This window comes from Erythrobacter sp. JB1-15 (genome assembly GCF_057365035.1).
Map to the genome: position 1 here is coordinate 763,513 of NZ_CP200295.1, position 16,279 is coordinate 779,791.

Genomic DNA, 16,279 nt, shown 5'->3' on the forward strand with positions numbered 1-16,279 from the left:
CGGTCAATCGGCAAGCGGGGATGGATGACAGCATGTTCACCGCTGAACTGGAAAATCAAGACAGGCTGAGCCATGCTGGGCATCGATGTATTCGCAACGCCCATTTACCTTCTGTCCGCACGCAATTGCGGCGGTCCTTTCATGATGAACACTGCTGCGATTGATGCTTTTCTGGCCGCAATGATGCGCCCCGCCTGCCAATCGCAGAGGTTGGTTTCAAGAAAGCTGGACTGGGAAGATGCTGCTTTCACCGAAGAGGTTTGGAAGCGGATCGAATTTCACGGCCTTCAACCCTTTCTGTTTGGCCACGGACAAGGAGCCCACATTTGGCCAGCCGCCATTTGGCAACGCATTTGCGGTGAGGCCCGCCTGGCTGGCCTGTGGGAAGCAACACATCAAATCGAAGTATCATGCGCGGTGGAAAGCCTAGGTGCCGCTGGGATTGACTGCCTCCTGCTGAAAGGTTCGGCGCTTGCCTATTCGGTTTACACGAAACCTGAAATCCGGCGACGCGGCGACAGTGACCTGTTGGTGCGGGCTTGCGATCTTGGACAAGTGCGCGAGAAACTAAACGAGCTTGGCTGGTCGCGATCCAACGATCCGCATGGGCTGTCTTTTCAAGAAGGTTGGCAGCGTCAAAGCGGTGGCGGATTTGTGCATATGATCGACCTCCACTGGCAAATAAGTGACAGACCGATCGTGCAATCGATCATGGATGTGGAGGAGTTTTTTGCCAGCGCGCAGCCCCTACCCACCTTCTCCAGTAATGCGCGTTGCCCTTCTCCTGCTTTCACCTTGGTCCAATGTGTGTTGAACCAACAGTGGCACTTTGTGCACGGCTATCAGGTCGGCCCAGACCGCGTGGACGGCGCCTATCGCCTAATATGGCTGTATGATGTTAATCGCATTGTCCGCCATGCGAGCGAAGCGGTTTGGGAAGAGCTTGTAATCCTGTGCCAGCAGAAGAAAATTGGGCCGTTTATCGCTCAAAGCTTGAGGCGGATGGCCGCGAATTTGGATACTCCATTGCCCGAAAGCCATATGGCTGAGCTTGAGACGATGCGACTTGGCAGCGATTTTGCCACCTATCTGTCACTGCGCGACAAGATGGACGAGTTTTGGATGGATCTGCGCACGACGTCTTCGTGGCGGCTGCGCGCGCGGATGGTGGCCTCGCGCGCTTTGCCTCCACGTTCGCATCTGGCCAAAAAATATCCTGCGGCGCGAGGCTGGCCAAGGCCTGTTCTGCAGTTGCGTTTTTGTGCCGAAACTGCGGCACGGGTGTGCCGCAAGGTTCTTACAAATGATTGAGTTCATTCTCGATTGGGCAAAGCGATTTAAGGGCGAACTCGCTCTCATCGCATGCCTTGGCATTTTTAACGCAATAGGCACGCTTGCGCTGCCGTGGCTTGCAGCGCAATTTCTTGGCGATGTCTTCAGCAGAGACGCAGCAGCCCCTGTAATACTTGTCGCGGTAATCGCCGCCGCGCTAATTGGGCTTGCTGGCCTCAATGTGGCGACTTCAATCGCTTCAGAGGCTGCTTCAGGGAAAATTCTCAAGACACTTCGCAAGAATGTCTACGATCACCTTCAGCGTTTGCCGATGCAGTTTCACGATCAAAACCGCCATGGCGACCTGCTCGCTCTGATGACTTATGAAGTTCTGCATCTAAGCGGATTTTTGGCCTCCACTCTCGCCAATGTCCCAGCTCAGATATTGACGGCTTTGGGCGCGATTTTGGCGTTGATTTGGATTGACCCTGCAATGGCCATAATCGTGCCTTTGCTGGTGCCCATCTTCTTTATTATCGCAAAGCTATTTGGCAGACGCTTGCGGGTGACGACAAGCAAACTGCGCAAAGCAGAAAATGACCTGGTCGAAGGGGCAAACACTGACCTCAATATGGTGAGCGCGATCAAGACGTTTGCAGTCGAGGAGCCCCAAAGCCGACGCTTTGCACAGATCGCAGAAAAAGCGCGGCAGACGGCTCTAGCACAGGCTCGTCAAGAAGCATTCCTTGCCCCGATGGCAACGCTGATCGCTGGTTTGGGAGCGATTGGCCTGCTGGTCTTAGCGAGCGCGCGATTGGGCAGTGAGCAAAATTCGCCAGAAGAGCTGTTCGCCTTTGTCCTTTATGCGGCATTGCTAACTCGGCCAATTGGCTCGCTGGCCAATATTTATGGCAATTACCGATTGGCAAGCAGCACGCTCGTGCGGCTGAGAACGGTACTCAAGAAACCGGAGGAACCTGGCTATGCGCGCGGAAAAATTCTGACCGTTGCAAAAGGTGATATCGCTTTTGATACTGTGACGTTTGGATATGCGGGCAGGCCAAATGTGCTCCGCGATTTTTCGCTCAAGATTGATGCGGGCAGCATGGTCGCCATTGGCGGAGACAATGGCGCTGGCAAGTCCACATTGGTGCACCTGCTGCTTGGCCTTTATCAGCCGCAGGCAGGCAAAATTACTCTTGATGGTCGAGACGTTGCCGATATTCAGATACAATCCTTACGGCGGCAATTCGGCTATGTCCCGCAGCGCGCTTTGCTGTTCGATGGGACAATTAGGCAGAATATCGCATTTGGTCTCGGGGACGACTTTGCCACCACAGATCCGGCAGCTGTCGAACGGGCAATCCGTCTTTCACAGGCCGCTGCGTTCATTGATGCACTTCCATCTGGTCTCGACACTCAGATCGGTGACAATGGCATCAGGTTATCTGGCGGTCAGCGGCAAAAAATCGCCATGGCGCGAGCACTTGTTCACAACCCCGCGATCATAATTCTGGATGAAGCAACCAGCATGTATGACACCGATAGCGAAACAGCGTTTGTTGAGGCCAGCCTCGATGCCTTGCAAGGAACAACCGTACTTTTGATAACGCACCGTCCTGCCAGTCTGGCCTTGGCAGACCGCGTTATATCACTGGACAGGCATCAGCCTTAGTCTTCCATTGAGACGATCAGTTTCTTGTCAGCCAACTGCTTGGCAAGATTGGCGATATCTGCGTCGATGGTGCTGCGAGGAGCATCGAATTCGGCGTAAATTTGGGAACTCACATCGCGCAATGTCCGAGGTGCCTCTTCAAGCAATTCCCATACCCTTGCGCCCACAGTATCGAGGCCAAAATACTGGCCGCTTTCCAAATCGAGCAGCACCATGTCCTCACCCACAAGTCGCGCGACCACCGTTTCAGCTGGACTTATTACAGAATTATCTGAGGGCATTTCTACATCTTCTCAACGGATTGGACGATTGCGGTGATCACCTGCGGGATCCTCGCGTAGTCGCGCGGATAGTCAAGCGAAAGAACCGGTACAACGCGCGCCATGTCAGCTAGCTTTTCGAAGTGCTTTCGCAGCAATTCTTTGTCTTCAACATCAAGAATGAAAGCGTGAGGCATAAGCGCTGCCAGGGCATTCTGTTTGCTCAATCGGCGCACTTGCAAAGGCGCCAAATGGTCAGACCCAAGCACGAACAAAGCCTGAAGCTCAGCGCCATTCTGCACAAAAGGCAATTCAGATGGGCAGGCGATTGACCGCTTACCCTCGTCCTCGTCATGCGCCTCTTGTGCGCCCAGAAGGAATTCAGCGCTATCGCAGAAAAGCCTAAGAGAAGTTGGCTTTGCAGCGGCCCAGTAACGCTCGCGGCTGTGCGACAGGTCGAGCACATCTTCTGTCAGCAATTGAAATCCGTTCTTGGCAAAACTTGCTGCCAATGTGGTCTTACCGCTGCGCGATTGCCCCAGAAAACCAATGGCTTTTCCATTTACGCAAGCAGCGCTTGCATGAAGGTAAAGGCCGCCTCTATAATTACCCAAGAGCGGCGCGATGGAATTGTGCGCTATTGCCGCAATGTCATCATCACGCGTGCCAATTGCGGGCACTGCGCGAACGCTCAGATCCTCTTGGTTGATTTCAAAATCAGCCCTACCATCAAAGCGGACCAGAAACCCTGTTTGAGTGCGATAAAACTCAGCGATGCAATCGCCGCCAGGTGCCAGCCAGCTATCATATGGTTCTTCTGATAAGAGGCGCTGCGCACGCGGAGGGCAAAGCGTCCAGTCCATATCGTGCTTGAAATGCTGGGGAACGGGCATAGAAGCGCCCGTTACTCAGCCCTCCATCACATGCCGCCCATCATGCCCATATCGAGGCCCATCAAAAGCATGCTTCCCGACATCAGGATCATGCCGTCATTCTCTAGACCCAGGCTGCCGCCTGTGAGGTTTCGAACCGAGCCGAAATGGATGAGATTTGGCGTTTTATATACGGATTTGGCACCCGAATGCCCGGTTGTGCACGTCATAAATTTTCCCCCTGCAAACCGCTTTTTGGCTGATCTGAGGACAGAAAAGCCGCGCTTGCATAGGTTCCCCATAAGTTCCCCGCGAGCCTTGTGTCAAATGACGTGAGCTCGTCTGCCTCTGTGATCCGCCGAAGACCATTTTCATCGCACAAATTCGCGGACAAAAGATTGGCATGACCTGCGCAGAATTTGCGAGCTGCATCAACCAGGTCTGCGGCGGGAAAAGCGGCTTTTGTGTGCCGGTCCAATATAGCGTCAGGACAGATACCGCGCATCGCTTCGCGGTGGACCCATTTTGTCACGCCGCCTCGATACCGGATATGCTCCGGCGTTGCCGCGCTGAATTCAATGAATTCGCGAGCGAACATGGGGCTGCGCGATTCCACATGCCCTCGCGCATATTGGCGGTTCATCAGATCAAAGGCCAATTGGGCATCAGCGCGTTCGAGGCGCAGTGTTTTGCGCGCGTGTTCCGGCGCTTGGCCGCTGTGTTTTTGGGCGAGCCGTTTGAAGCCTTGATCCAAGCTCAGCTTTGAGGAGTTTGAAAGCCAATCGAGGTCAGCCAGATCGCCAACAAATTCGCCTATCGTGCGTGCGCGAAACATGTTTGCGATGCGCAATGGCAAAGCAGCTGCGATCGCCTGTTTTGCGGCAAACCAAAACGTAAAGCGCGCACCCCATTCAGCTTTGTCCCGCGCAATGGCGGCCGCAATCCGCGGCAAATCAAGCGACCTGATATGCTGTACATAATAGTCCAGCGTTCCATCCAGCCATTGGTCCCCGCCTGTCCCACCCAGTATTGCGCGGCAGCCATCAGTTTTTGCCGCTTGCTCCAGCCCCATCGACATCGCGCCATTGGTGTAGGTGGGAATATCCTGCTCAAGCGCCGCTTGCTGGGTGAACCAATCAAGCGGTGGTTCGAACAGCGGGATTTCACGCAAAGTGCCGCTCACATGGCGCACCGCAGACCGTGCATATTCCAATTCATCAGAAGCAGAACCTGGCACGCCCTGAAGTGTGTAGCCGCGTAGGCTAGGCGCAGGCAGCTTGCCGCTTCGATGCAGATCGTGCGCAAGGCAAAAAGTAGCGGATGAATCCAGCCCGCCGCTCACTTCGAGAGCCAAAGTACGATCCGTGCGCGCCGATCTTGTTACGCAACGGGTCAGGACCTCCCGGTAATGCTCAATGTAATCGGCATCATTTCGGTACCGGATCGTCACGCCAGTCTGAAGGGTCCAATACCATCTGTGTGTGACCGCATTGGACGTGACCCAGTAGAAATGTGCGGGCTTGAACCTGAAAACATTGCGCGCTGCGGTCTGCTGGGGCGCATGGAATTGGGCGGCGGACAATTGCGCCAGGTATTCAAAATTGGGTTCGGGCCTGTATCCAAGCCCGGCATTGATCGTGCGCTGATCGGACGCGATTACGACCCGATCTTTCAGCTGGGCGTAGAGAAGCGGGCGAAGGCCCTGGTGGTCGCGCGCGCACAATGCTTTTTGCGCCCGCCCGTCCCACAAAACAAATGCAAATTCTCCGTCGCAACGCTGGACACAATCCTCTCCCCACCGGTCATAGGCCGCCAGCACAAGCTCTGCATCGCTCCTGCTGCGCAAGATGGTACCCCGCTCTAACAAATCGCGGCGCAGTTCTGAGTGGTTTGTGAGCAGGCCATCCAGTATGATCGCGCACTGACCATCGCTGCTCACCAGAGGTTGCTGCGCAGTATGCGATTCTGCTGTGGTATGGAGCGTCGCTTGGGCGAGAGCGGCCGTGCCATCGCTCCAGCTGGTCGTCCCATCCGGCCCCTTGTGAGCCATCGCAGCTACCATCCTGCCTATGCCGGCACGATCTGCCGGGCCGCCATCTGTCCGGATAATTGCCGCCAGCCCGCTCATATCAAAACTACAGCAAAGTGCCTGAAGCGCTGTCCCGCTTTATCACGCCTTCGACAAATTCGCGGATCGCGGCCTCGGTTGGTAGCAGGTCAGGCCGCTCAGCCAGAGCAATTGCCGTGATATCCTCGCGCGTGCGGCTTCCATCGACCAGCCCGAGAATATAACGACGCGCCTCGCCCTTTTTAGACAAAGTAACCGCCTGATCGGTGGGCTTTGCAAGATCGGTGGGAGCCAGAACCGCGCTACCAAAAGTGGACAGCTTTTGCGGACTGGCGCGGCCCTTCTCGTCAAGAGGCGGCGTAATAGTCCAGGCAATCAAGTCGCCGCTTGAATTGAACCTCAGCGACACGCCGATCTGATCTCCCGCCTTCACATCAAACGGTTTCAAGGCAGGCAAGAACGCCTGAGGCCGTTCAATACCGCGTGTCTCAACGGGAGAATTCGTCATCCAAACACTGCCACCCAAATGGCAATCAAACCAGCCCGCTATCCCATCGAATTGCCCGCTCTCTTCGACAGTGAGAATGGTGTCTAGCGACAGAAATCGGGGCGTATCCGCGTTGAGCACAATATCTGCGATAACGCTCGGTGCCGAGCAAAGATCTTTTCCAGTCAATTGCGTAGAGAATTTCTGGTTGCGATTTTGCTCATCCAGCCAGCGATATTGGTCTGGCACATGCTCTGCGTTCCAGGCGGAAGCGAGGTTCCGCATTTTTTGGGATGACACCGCCGCGACTTGAAGTTTCAACCGGTCCGGCACAATAACACCCCCGGCTTCAGCATACGCGAAGCCGCGTCGCGGATCATGTCGATCAAGCCGTAATCAAATCCGAAATACCCAATGTGATCACACACCAGCGCATCGACACGGCAAGGCAGTTCAGTGTCAAAGGTGGATCCGGAGATGCAAGTGTATGGGCCGCTTAATCCGGCGCGCTGCATGGTTTCGCGCGCAAGATAGATCGCATCGCTCGCATCAATCCCATAGACGTGGGATGCGCCTGCTTTCAGGCATTGCAGACCCAGCACACCAACACCGCAGCCCAGATCGGCGACTTTTGCACCTTCATGGATAACGTTGGCAAAAGCTGTTTCGAAAAGGTCAAACCGTCCCTTTATGGACAGATATTCGATATGTTCCTGAAGCGCTGACGACACAATTCCTTGCGATTAACAGGCTGTGCCCTGTGAAGTCCAGCAGAGGCGCGTTGACAAAAAGGCGTCGGGCTCGCGATGAAAAGTCGTTGATTGCTTGTTTAACCACCCCGGTTGCATTAAGCATTTTTACGTAAGGTCTGCTTTAGGGGCGCGGATATGAATACTCGATCACGTCTGATCTGCATGATGGCAGCAATTGGTCTGGCATTTTCGCCCATAGCCGCACAAGCCAACACGCGCGCTGGCGATAGTGGCAACGTCTACGCTACGAATGCGAACGACGCAGATGGCAATGCGGGGGCTTTGCTCGATGGCGAAGCGGCCGGCGCGGGGCTGGCCACTGATTTTTCAAATTTTTTCATCGCACTCTTGGTTGGTTCGTGGTTTACGGGAGTGGTCTTTATCATTGCCGATGATGGCAACAATCAATCACCTGGCGGTAACTGACTGCACTTGCGTTTCGCCGAAACGATGCTGATCAAAAAGCGCGTGGTGGTTTATGCCTCGCGCTTTTTTTAGGCCGGCATTATGGGCATCCATACCTCTAACGCGCCCTATAGGCTCACGATTGCGCTCTGCGTGATTTTGGTCATGGCGTTTGTCTTTGGCGGTGGAGGTGTTCGTTATGGCTTTGCCAATTTGGCAGTGCAGTTGTCAGCGTTGGCCTGCCTTTGCTTAAACCGAGACGCGTTCTTTTGCGGGGTAAAAAAAGCCCCCTTGGCCCTCACGGCACTGGTTTTTGCCAGTCTGACCCTACCCCTGTTGCACGCCATACCGTTGCCGCCCGCCATCTGGACATCGCTGCCGGGAAGGCAGGCGGTTATAGATTCCTTCGCATTGATCGGCGCGCAAGACGATTGGGCCGCGATCAGCGTCGATCCGGCACGCAGTCTGGTCGCGTTGAGCGGTCTGATTGTGCCGGTCACCATACTTGCCTTGGGCTCGGCATTGCGGCGCGATCATCTCGTCTTTCTTGGTTGGGCCCTCGCCATCCTTGGCGGCATCACCCTGCCGATTGGCGCAGTCCAGATTTTGAGCAATGGCGCATTTGGGCTGTTCTATCCTGAAAACCCCATGCCGGGCGTATTGTTCGGAACATTTGCCAACCGGAATTCGGCCGGAATTTTCTTGGTAAGCGCATTGGCCTGCGCAGCCCTTTTGCCCGCACCAACCCCGCATCGCCGCATATGGATGGTGCGAATTGGCCTGTGTGTGCTGCTGATTGTCGGGATCGTGCTGACACGCTCGCGCAGCGCGCTGGTATTGGCCGCCATTCCGGCAGGCCTGGCCATAGTCCGCATGTTTTTTGCTTTCAGACACGCCGATCGTACAACAGCGTGGCGGACCCCATTTTTGATATCAATAGTCGGCGCTGCGGTCATTGTAACCGGCGTGATCGCCGCAATCGGATCTAGTCCAACTGGGCGCATCAACGACACGCTGTCCCGCTTTGAGGCGACCGGCGATGCGCGCTCATATATCTGGGAAGATGCAGCCTATTCGGCGAAGCGATATTGGCCCATTGGATCGGGCATGGGGACGTTTGACGAAGTTTTCCAGATTGATGAGTCGCTTGAGAATATCACAGAGCGTCGTGCTGGCCGCGCGCATAATGACTATCTTGAATTATTGATTGAAGCAGGCCTCCCGGGCCTCATAATCCTTGCTGGTTGGGTGCTGATTTGCGGGTGGTATGCGATAGGCCTGCGCAAGGCCGCCGACCCATGGACAGGGCTGGCAGGCCTCTCCATTTTGTTCGTGCTCGCCGCGCAATCCATCACCAGTTTCCCGCTCAGAAATCAGGCTTTGCTGGCAACCGCGAGTGTTGCTGTTTTGTTATTGATCCGATCCTCGATTGACCAACGTGAGCTCCCGCAGAAGAGAGTCAGTCGATGATTGGCCGGGCGATTTGGATCATTGCACTTGCCGTGCTTGGCCTGGGGACAACAGGCTTGCAATTGGACCGGCAATCGCGCGTAACACCTGCGCTTGCGCCCTATGTGCCTGAACCCTTCAGAGCTTTCGCTGAGACGCGGCTCACGGCCTCTGCGCTCGCCAATGATGAACACAGTGCGGCTCTGACGCATGCTCAAAACCTCGTTCGGCGGAGGCCCATGCCTGCGCAAAACCTGCGATTATTGGCCGCCGCGCAATTTCGGGCAGGGCAAGTGGCAAGCAGCGCGCTTACCATACAACACGCCGCCCGGCGAGGCTGGCGCGATCCCCTGGCTCAACATGCCATGATGGGCATTGCCATGGATGCTGGAGATGAGAAAGAAGCTGCCCATCGTTTTGTCGCTTTAATGCTGCAAAAACAGACCAGTGATGAAGTTCTGGTCGATATGGGAAAGCGTCTCTTTGCCGCGAACAGCGATAGCAGTTCAGCACTGACCGATCTGGTTTCGGGCACAACCAGATGGCATCCCGCCTTCGTTCAGCGCGGCCTGAATGTACTGCCGGCAGATATTTATGTCGAAACTCTGTCGGAGGCGAATCAGCGCGGCATCGTGTTTGATTGCAATCAGTTGCAATTCTCAATGCAATCCTTCGAAAAGCGGGAAGACACATATAAGCACGCAGCGGCGCTGAAGGAATTGATCAGACGCCAGTGCCGCTAGCAAAGCCAGCGAGGACAAAGCCACCACAAAGACTTATTGCATTAGTGTGCTATGACGACATATTGTTGCTTTAGATTTTGAGGAGAAACCATGCGCGCGACCCCGGATTTTGACTTTCAACTTGGCGAGAGCGCCGACATGATCCGGACAAACGTTGCGCGTTTTGCCGATGAGCAGATCGCACCGCTGGCCGAAAAGATCGACCGCGAAGACTATTTCCCTCGCGCGGAATTGTGGGCCGCGATGGGCGAGCTTGGTTTGCACGGGATCACAGTGGAAGAAGAAGATGGCGGGCTGGGTCTTGGCTATCTCGAGCACGTGATTGCTGTCGAAGAGGTCAGCCGGGCCAGTGCATCGCTTGGCTTATCTTATGGGGCGCATTCCAATCTGTGCCTCAATCAGATCCGACGCTGGGGCAGTGATGAACAAAAAGCCAAGTATCTGCCAGGACTGATTTCGGGCGAGCATGTCGGTTCGCTGGCAATGTCAGAGGCATCCGCGGGGTCCGATGTGGTTTCCATGAAGTTGAAGGCCGACGCGGTTCAGGGTGGCTATGTCTTAAACGGCACTAAATTCTGGATCACCAACGCGACATGCGCCGATACCCTTGTCGTCTACGCCAAAACCGATGGCCAAGCCGGATCACGCGGGATCACAGCTTTCCTAATCGAGAAAGGCGATGAAGGTTTTTCAATCGGCCAGAAAATCGAAAAAGTCGGCATGCGCGGTTCGCCGACAGCTGAACTGGTGTTTGACGATTGCCATATCCCCGAAGATCGCGTCATGGGCCCGGTCAATGGCGGGGTAGGCGTGCTGATGAGCGGCTTGGACTATGAACGCGTAGTCCTGGCTGGATTGCAGCTAGGTATTATGCAGGCGTGCTTGGACACCGTCATCCCTTACCTTCGCGAACGCACTCAGTTTGGAAAGCCAATTGGTTCGTTTCAATTGATGCAGGCGAAGGTTGCCGACATGTATGTCGCCCTGCAATCGGCGCGCGCATACACTTACGCAGTGGCAAAAGCGTGCGATGCTGGCCAAACGACACGCTTTGATGCGGCGGGCGTAATCCTGCTCTCAAGCGAGAACGCCTTTCGCGTGGCAGCCGAAAGCGTACAGGCGCTTGGCGGCGCGGGCTACACGCTCGACTGGCCAGTGGAGCGCTATATGCGCGATGCGAAGCTGCTCGACATTGGCGCTGGGACGAACGAAATCCGTCGGATGTTGATAGGGCGTGAGCTAATTGGAGCGGCGGGTTGAACGTGGTGCGTCCTCAACCGCAAGGCTCCATCGATTTGGCGGATGTTGACCTAAAGGATGCGCGTGAGGTTGCTCGCGTCTTTTTGCCCGAAGGAGAACCGATCCACGGCGGAATTTTCATTGATCCACCGGCGGATCTGCAGCCGTTTGGATTTGGGATACTGCTTGCGGATTTGGCGACGCACGCTGCTTATGCCTATTCGCACAAATTCGACATCGAAGATATTGAAGGTCTGAAATCGGCAATTCTCGCAGGTCTTCAAGCGGAGCTTGAGAACCCAACCGATAATCCGGGCCCTGCTTCGAACTGATGCCCAGCATTGCTAAGATTATCTGGACAACAGGTTTCCTTATCGGAACCACAACACATGCTCTCGATATTTTCTATGGCGGCTGGCTTCCTTATGATTTTCGCCCGCTGCCTTGGAATATTTATTGGACCTCGCTGATCTTCCTGGATCCGCTAGCCGCAATTCTGGTTTGGGCGAGAGAAAGGCCGGGAGTGATTTTGGGTGTTGCGATTATGGCATCCAACGTCATCGTCAATGGCTATACATACTTGATTGGATACGACGATTTTCTCGTTCCTTTCCTTATGCAAAGTGCGTTCGCGGCGTTTGTGTTTTTCGCAGCATCCGCGCATTTGCACAGCACTAAATCAACAGCAGGGACCATATGACCGCACCCGTTCTGACTTCCAAACTTGATAGTGAAGCGCAGGATGCCAAAGCACGCGCAGAGCACAACAAGGCTTTGGCGACCGATTTGCGCGCCTGCGTTGCCAAGGTCGCGCTTGGCGGTCCGGAGCGATCACGCGAGCGGCATGTGTTGCGGGGCAAGCTCTTACCCCGTGATCGTGTCGAGCGGCTCCTCGATCCGGGCAGCCCATTCCTCGAAATCGGTCAGCTTGCCGCCAACGGCATGTATGAGGGCGATATCAACGGCGCCTCGCTCATTTGCGGGATTGGGCGGGTGTCGGGACGCCAAGTGATGATTGTTTGCAATGATGCGACGGTCAAAGGCGGCACCTATTATCCCATGACGGTCAAGAAGCACCTGCGCGCGCAGGAAATTGCGCAGGAGAACCGGCTGCCCTGCATCTATCTGGTCGATAGCGGCGGCGCGAACCTGCCGCATCAGGCCGAGGTGTTCCCAGACCGCGATCACTTTGGCCGCATCTTCTTCAACCAAGCCAATATGTCGGCGCTGGGCATTCCGCAGATTGCCTGTGTGATGGGCTCTTGCACGGCGGGCGGCGCCTATGTCCCGGCCATGTCCGATGAGACAGTGATTGTGCGCAATCAAGGTACAATTTTCCTTGCCGGCCCTCCCCTTGTGAAAGCAGCAACGGGCGAAGAAATCACCGCAGAGGATCTGGGCGGCGGCGATCTGCATGCAAAGAAATCCGGCGTCGTCGATCATCTCGCGGAGAGCGATGAACACGCGCTCACCATAGTGCGCGATATTGTCAGCCATCTGGGCGAAAATACCGGCGCGGCTGAGAACATCGCTCTCAAAGACCCCCGCCCACCCAAATTCGAGGCGGATGATCTTTATGCGATCATTCCGGATGATGTGCGCGCGCCTTATGATGTGAAAGAAGTGATTGCGCGGCTGGTCGATGGCAGTGAGTTTCACGAGTTCAAAGCGCAATATGGCAGCACCCTCGTCTGCGGTTTCGCGCATATCTGGGGCATGCCAGTCGCGATTTTGGCGAATAACGGCGTGCTGTTCTCTGAAAGCGCTCAGAAGGGCGCGCATTTTATCGAGCTAGCGCAGCAGCGCCGTATCCCGCTGCTGTTCCTCCAGAACATCTCCGGCTTTATGGTTGGCGGCAAATACGAAGCGGAAGGCATTGCCAAGCACGGCGCGAAACTTGTGACAGCTGTTGCGACCGCTACCGTCCCCAAGATCACCGTGGTGATCGGCGGCAGCTTTGGCGCGGGCAATTACGGTATGTGCGGGCGCGCTTATTCTCCGCGCTTCTTGTTCACCTGGCCGAATGCGCGCATTTCTGTAATGGGCGGCGAACAAGCTGCATCCGTGCTTGCGACCGTCCACCGCAATGCGGGCACATGGAGCGAGGACGAAGCCGAAGCCTTCAAAGCCCCAATCCGCCAGAAATATGAGGATGAAGGCAATCCTTATTACGCCACTGCGCGATTGTGGGATGACGGAGTGATCGACCCCGTGCAGACCCGCGATGTGCTGGGGCTGGCCTTTGCTGCAACGTTGGAGGCCCCGATACCCGAGCGGCCTTCATTCGGCGTGTTCAGGATGTGATGCGATGATCAAAAAACTCCTTATCGCCAACAGAGGCGAGATCGCCTGCCGGATCATGCGCACCGCGCGCGAGATGGGTATTGCTACAGTCGCGGTCTATTCCGATGCCGATGCCAAAGCGCTGCACACCCGCTCCGCCGATGAGGCGGTGCATATCGGCCCCTCGCCCGCAGCCGAGAGTTATCTGGTTGGCGAAAAGATCATCGAAGCGGCCAAGGAAACAGGCGCGGAAGCAATCCATCCCGGTTACGGCTTTTTGAGCGAGAACGCTGACTTCGCGCAGGCTGTGATTGATGCGGGACTGATTTGGGTTGGGCCTAAACCTGAGAGCATCCGCGCCATGGGCCTGAAAGACGCGGCCAAGACGCTGATGATTAAAGCTGGCGTGCCGGTCACGCCGGGCTATTTGGGTGAAGATCAATCGGTGGAGCGCCTCTCTGCCGAAGCTGACACAATCGGTTATCCAGTGCTGATCAAAGCGGTCGCGGGCGGCGGCGGTAAGGGTATGCGCAAGGTCGATGATCCCGCCGACTTCGCCGCGTCACTCGAAAGCTGCCAGCGCGAGGCCAAGGCGAGCTTTGGCAATGATGAGGTGCTGCTGGAAAAGTGGATCACTTCCCCGCGTCATATCGAAGTGCAAGTGTTCGGGGACTCACACGGCAATGTCGTCCACCTGTTCGAACGCGACTGCTCGCTCCAACGCCGCCACCAGAAGGTGATCGAAGAGGCCCCTGCCCCCGGCATGGACGAGGCCACTCGGACACAAATCTGCGCCGCCGCCGTGCGCGCCGCCAAAGCGGTCGATTACGAGGGCGCGGGCACAATCGAATTCATCGCCGACGCCAGCGAAGGCCTGCGCGCCGACCGCATCTTCTTTATGGAGATGAACACCCGCCTCCAGGTTGAGCATCCGGTGACTGAGGAGATCACCGGGGTCGATCTGGTGGAATGGCAGCTGCGCGTAGCTTCGGGTGAGCCGATTCCGCTGAAGCAGGAAGAGCTTTCGATCACCGGCCACGCAATTGAAGCGAGGCTCTATGCTGAAAACCCCATCGACTTCCTACCGAGCACCGGACTACTGAAAATTTACCGCCCCCACTTCGAGCGAGCGCGGATCGAAACTGGATATGAAGAAGGAGATGAGGTTACTGGCTTCTACGATCCAATGATCGAGAAAATCGTAGCTCATCGAGACAGCCGCAGCGAGGCGGCTCAAGCGGTAGCAGACATCTGCAAACGGATTGATGTGTGGCCGGTGCAGACAAACGCAGCTTTCATGTGGCGAGCATTGGAGCACCCGGAATTTCTTTCGGGCGACATCACCACTGGCTTCATTGAGAAACACAAGGCAGACTTGCTGCCCCCGCGTGAGCCAGAGGACGAAGTGTTCTGGGCTGGTGCAGTCGCGATTGCAGCGAGCGAGTGGCAAAACCGGAAACACGATCTCATCGATGATCGACTAGAGTTGGTAAGCTCCGGTCCAGCTCAGCCTTGGCGCGAGGCTTGGGGCTTTCGTCTAAACTCAAGCATCGAGCGCGGCATTCCAGTCCGGGTGAATGGCCAAAGCGAAACTGTTGAGCTTTCAGATAGCTGGAAACGAAGCGAACTCTATGCCGAAGAGGCCGAGGGAGGCTGGGCAATTCCTCGGAGTGGTCGATGGTTCTTCGCCGAATACGACCGGCACGATGCAGGCGGTTCCGCCTCCGCAGCCGACGGAGCCATCCTCGCCCCCATGCCGGGCAAGGTCATCGCCGTCGATGTCACCGATGGCCAAACCGTCACCGCCGGCCAGCGTCTTATGGTGCTCGAAGCGATGAAGATGGAGCATGCGCTCACCGCGCCCTTTGATGGGACCGTCACCGAACTCGCAGCCTCCGAAGGCGGGCAAGTGCAGGTCGATGCTGTGCTGTGCGTCGTTGAACCCATAACGCAAGACTGATCCCAGCCGGGCCTCCCGCTCAGTTCAGCCGGCCCCGAAACATAATCACGCAAGGCCTGCGCGCACCGCGCGGCCCTACCCAGTCTATGCCCTCTATCTGCCGCCTTAAGAAGGCTTACCTCCGTTTACCCTGCGGTAACCATGCGTGGTGACCCATCGCTAGGCACGCCTTTTTCCAATTATGAAGAGGTTCATCCGTATTTACACCAAGGCGAACGAAACAGAAATTCAATAAATCGCTTTGGAGACCATCATGAAACTGACCAAAATTGCTATTCTCGCAGCGCTCGTATCAACCGCGCCTGCTGCTTACGCTCAAGATGCTGACCTGACCGGCGGTGATGTGACGGAAATCGACGCGTCGACCACCATCGAAGACAGCTTTGATGACAATTCAGACCGCGTGTTCAACGACAGCTTCGATGACAATTCAGAAGTCTTCAACGACAGCTTCGATGACAATTCCGAGCGCGTCTTCGAAGACAGCTTCGATGACAACTCGCAGGATTTCTCATCCGGCACCGGCATCAACAGCAACAGCGTGTTTGGCGACAATGCTATTGTGGCTGAAACAACTCTGTCCAATGTCGTGACCGGTGTTGACGTGAACTTTGGCGATGTCGAAGATTCTGCAAACTTCAACACCCAGCTGCGCAATAACGGCAATGCGTTCCGCAACTATTCGGGCATGAACGCACTTAACCAGAACACAGGCACTGGCGCTGCGCAGAATGCCAGCGTGACGATTGCTGTGTCTGGCGATGGGTTTGACGCAAACTAACCAAATGAAGTGACTATGTGTGCCATTCATAAC

At 55.8% G+C, this 16,279-nt stretch carries 17 protein-coding genes; 11 read left to right on the forward strand and 6 right to left on the reverse strand.

Translation table 11 applies throughout. The features are described 5' to 3' along the window. The first annotated feature begins 183 nt into the window (after window positions 1-183). Window positions 184-1,311, forward strand: coding sequence for a nucleotidyltransferase family protein (locus AC0V6L_RS03635; protein ID WP_486155041.1), 1,128 nt, complete (start codon window positions 184-186; stop codon window positions 1,309-1,311). Continuing rightward, window positions 1,304-2,947 carry an ABC transporter ATP-binding protein gene (locus AC0V6L_RS03640; RefSeq protein ID WP_486153046.1) on the forward strand — a complete coding sequence of 548 codons (1,644 nt, stop codon included), beginning with the start codon at window positions 1,304-1,306 and terminating at the stop codon, window positions 2,945-2,947. The genes AC0V6L_RS03635 and AC0V6L_RS03640 overlap by 8 nt, the downstream gene beginning before the upstream one ends. Here AC0V6L_RS03640 and AC0V6L_RS03645 read toward each other — a convergent pair. From AC0V6L_RS03645 to AC0V6L_RS03670, 6 genes are all read right to left on the reverse strand, one after another. Further along, window positions 2,944-3,228, reverse strand: coding sequence for a PqqD family protein (locus AC0V6L_RS03645; protein ID WP_486153047.1), 285 nt, complete (start codon window positions 3,226-3,228; stop codon window positions 2,944-2,946). The two genes, AC0V6L_RS03640 and AC0V6L_RS03645, sit on opposite strands and share 4 nt — an antisense overlap. Before the next feature lie 2 nt (window positions 3,229-3,230). Next, window positions 3,231-4,100: a hypothetical protein gene (locus AC0V6L_RS03650; protein ID WP_486153048.1), complete on the reverse strand. Its 870-nt coding sequence runs from the start codon at window positions 4,098-4,100 to the stop codon at window positions 3,231-3,233. Between the two features lie 26 nt (window positions 4,101-4,126). Beyond that, window positions 4,127-4,309: a hypothetical protein gene (locus tag AC0V6L_RS03655; RefSeq protein WP_486153049.1), complete on the reverse strand. Its 183-nt coding sequence runs from the start codon at window positions 4,307-4,309 to the stop codon at window positions 4,127-4,129. After that, window positions 4,306-6,129: an asparagine synthetase B family protein gene (locus AC0V6L_RS03660; protein WP_486153050.1), complete on the reverse strand. Its 1,824-nt coding sequence runs from the start codon at window positions 6,127-6,129 to the stop codon at window positions 4,306-4,308. Before AC0V6L_RS03660 ends, AC0V6L_RS03655 begins: the two co-directional genes overlap by 4 nt. Window positions 6,130-6,214: 85 nt before the next feature. Further along, window positions 6,215-6,883, reverse strand: a complete 669-nt coding sequence (locus tag AC0V6L_RS03665; RefSeq protein ID WP_486153051.1) for a hypothetical protein — start codon at window positions 6,881-6,883, stop codon at window positions 6,215-6,217. Window positions 6,884-6,951: 68 nt separating this feature from the next. Then, complete coding sequence (locus AC0V6L_RS03670) at window positions 6,952-7,365, reverse strand: methyltransferase (RefSeq protein ID WP_486153052.1); 414 nt, start codon at window positions 7,363-7,365, stop codon at window positions 6,952-6,954. Between the two features lie 156 nt (window positions 7,366-7,521). Here AC0V6L_RS03670 and AC0V6L_RS03675 point away from each other — a divergent pair, with 156 nt between their 5' ends. From AC0V6L_RS03675 to AC0V6L_RS03715, 9 genes are all read left to right on the forward strand, one after another. After that, entirely contained in the window at window positions 7,522-7,812 is a 291-nt protein-coding gene (locus AC0V6L_RS03675) for a hypothetical protein (RefSeq protein ID WP_486153053.1), read from the forward strand. 390 nt (window positions 7,813-8,202) lie between these two features. Beyond that, window positions 8,203-9,261 carry an O-antigen ligase family protein gene (locus AC0V6L_RS03680; RefSeq protein ID WP_486153054.1) on the forward strand — a complete coding sequence of 353 codons (1,059 nt, stop codon included), beginning with the start codon at window positions 8,203-8,205 and terminating at the stop codon, window positions 9,259-9,261. 344 nt (window positions 9,262-9,605) lie between these two features. Then, entirely contained in the window at window positions 9,606-9,983 is a 378-nt protein-coding gene (locus AC0V6L_RS03685) for a hypothetical protein (protein ID WP_486153055.1), read from the forward strand. Window positions 9,984-10,073: 90 nt separating this feature from the next. Beyond that, window positions 10,074-11,243 carry an acyl-CoA dehydrogenase family protein gene (locus tag AC0V6L_RS03690; protein ID WP_486153056.1) on the forward strand — a complete coding sequence of 390 codons (1,170 nt, stop codon included), beginning with the start codon at window positions 10,074-10,076 and terminating at the stop codon, window positions 11,241-11,243. Between the two features lie 2 nt (window positions 11,244-11,245). Continuing rightward, entirely contained in the window at window positions 11,246-11,554 is a 309-nt protein-coding gene (locus tag AC0V6L_RS03695; protein ID WP_486153057.1) for a DUF5076 domain-containing protein, read from the forward strand. Then, on the forward strand, window positions 11,554-11,922 hold the full coding sequence (locus AC0V6L_RS03700; RefSeq protein WP_486153058.1) for a hypothetical protein: 369 nt from the start codon (window positions 11,554-11,556) through the stop codon (window positions 11,920-11,922). Before AC0V6L_RS03695 ends, AC0V6L_RS03700 begins: the two co-directional genes overlap by 1 nt. Next, the gene (locus AC0V6L_RS03705; RefSeq protein ID WP_486153059.1) at window positions 11,919-13,526 is read left to right on the forward strand and encodes a carboxyl transferase domain-containing protein; all 1,608 of its coding nucleotides are present in this window, start codon (window positions 11,919-11,921) and stop codon (window positions 13,524-13,526) included. The genes AC0V6L_RS03700 and AC0V6L_RS03705 overlap by 4 nt, the downstream gene beginning before the upstream one ends. A gap of 4 nt (window positions 13,527-13,530) precedes the next feature. After that, the gene (locus AC0V6L_RS03710; protein WP_486153060.1) at window positions 13,531-15,465 is read left to right on the forward strand and encodes an acetyl/propionyl/methylcrotonyl-CoA carboxylase subunit alpha; all 1,935 of its coding nucleotides are present in this window, start codon (window positions 13,531-13,533) and stop codon (window positions 15,463-15,465) included. A gap of 253 nt (window positions 15,466-15,718) precedes the next feature. Further along, window positions 15,719-16,246, forward strand: a complete 528-nt coding sequence (locus tag AC0V6L_RS03715) for a hypothetical protein (protein WP_486148326.1) — start codon at window positions 15,719-15,721, stop codon at window positions 16,244-16,246. Window positions 16,247-16,279: the final 33 nt, after the last annotated feature.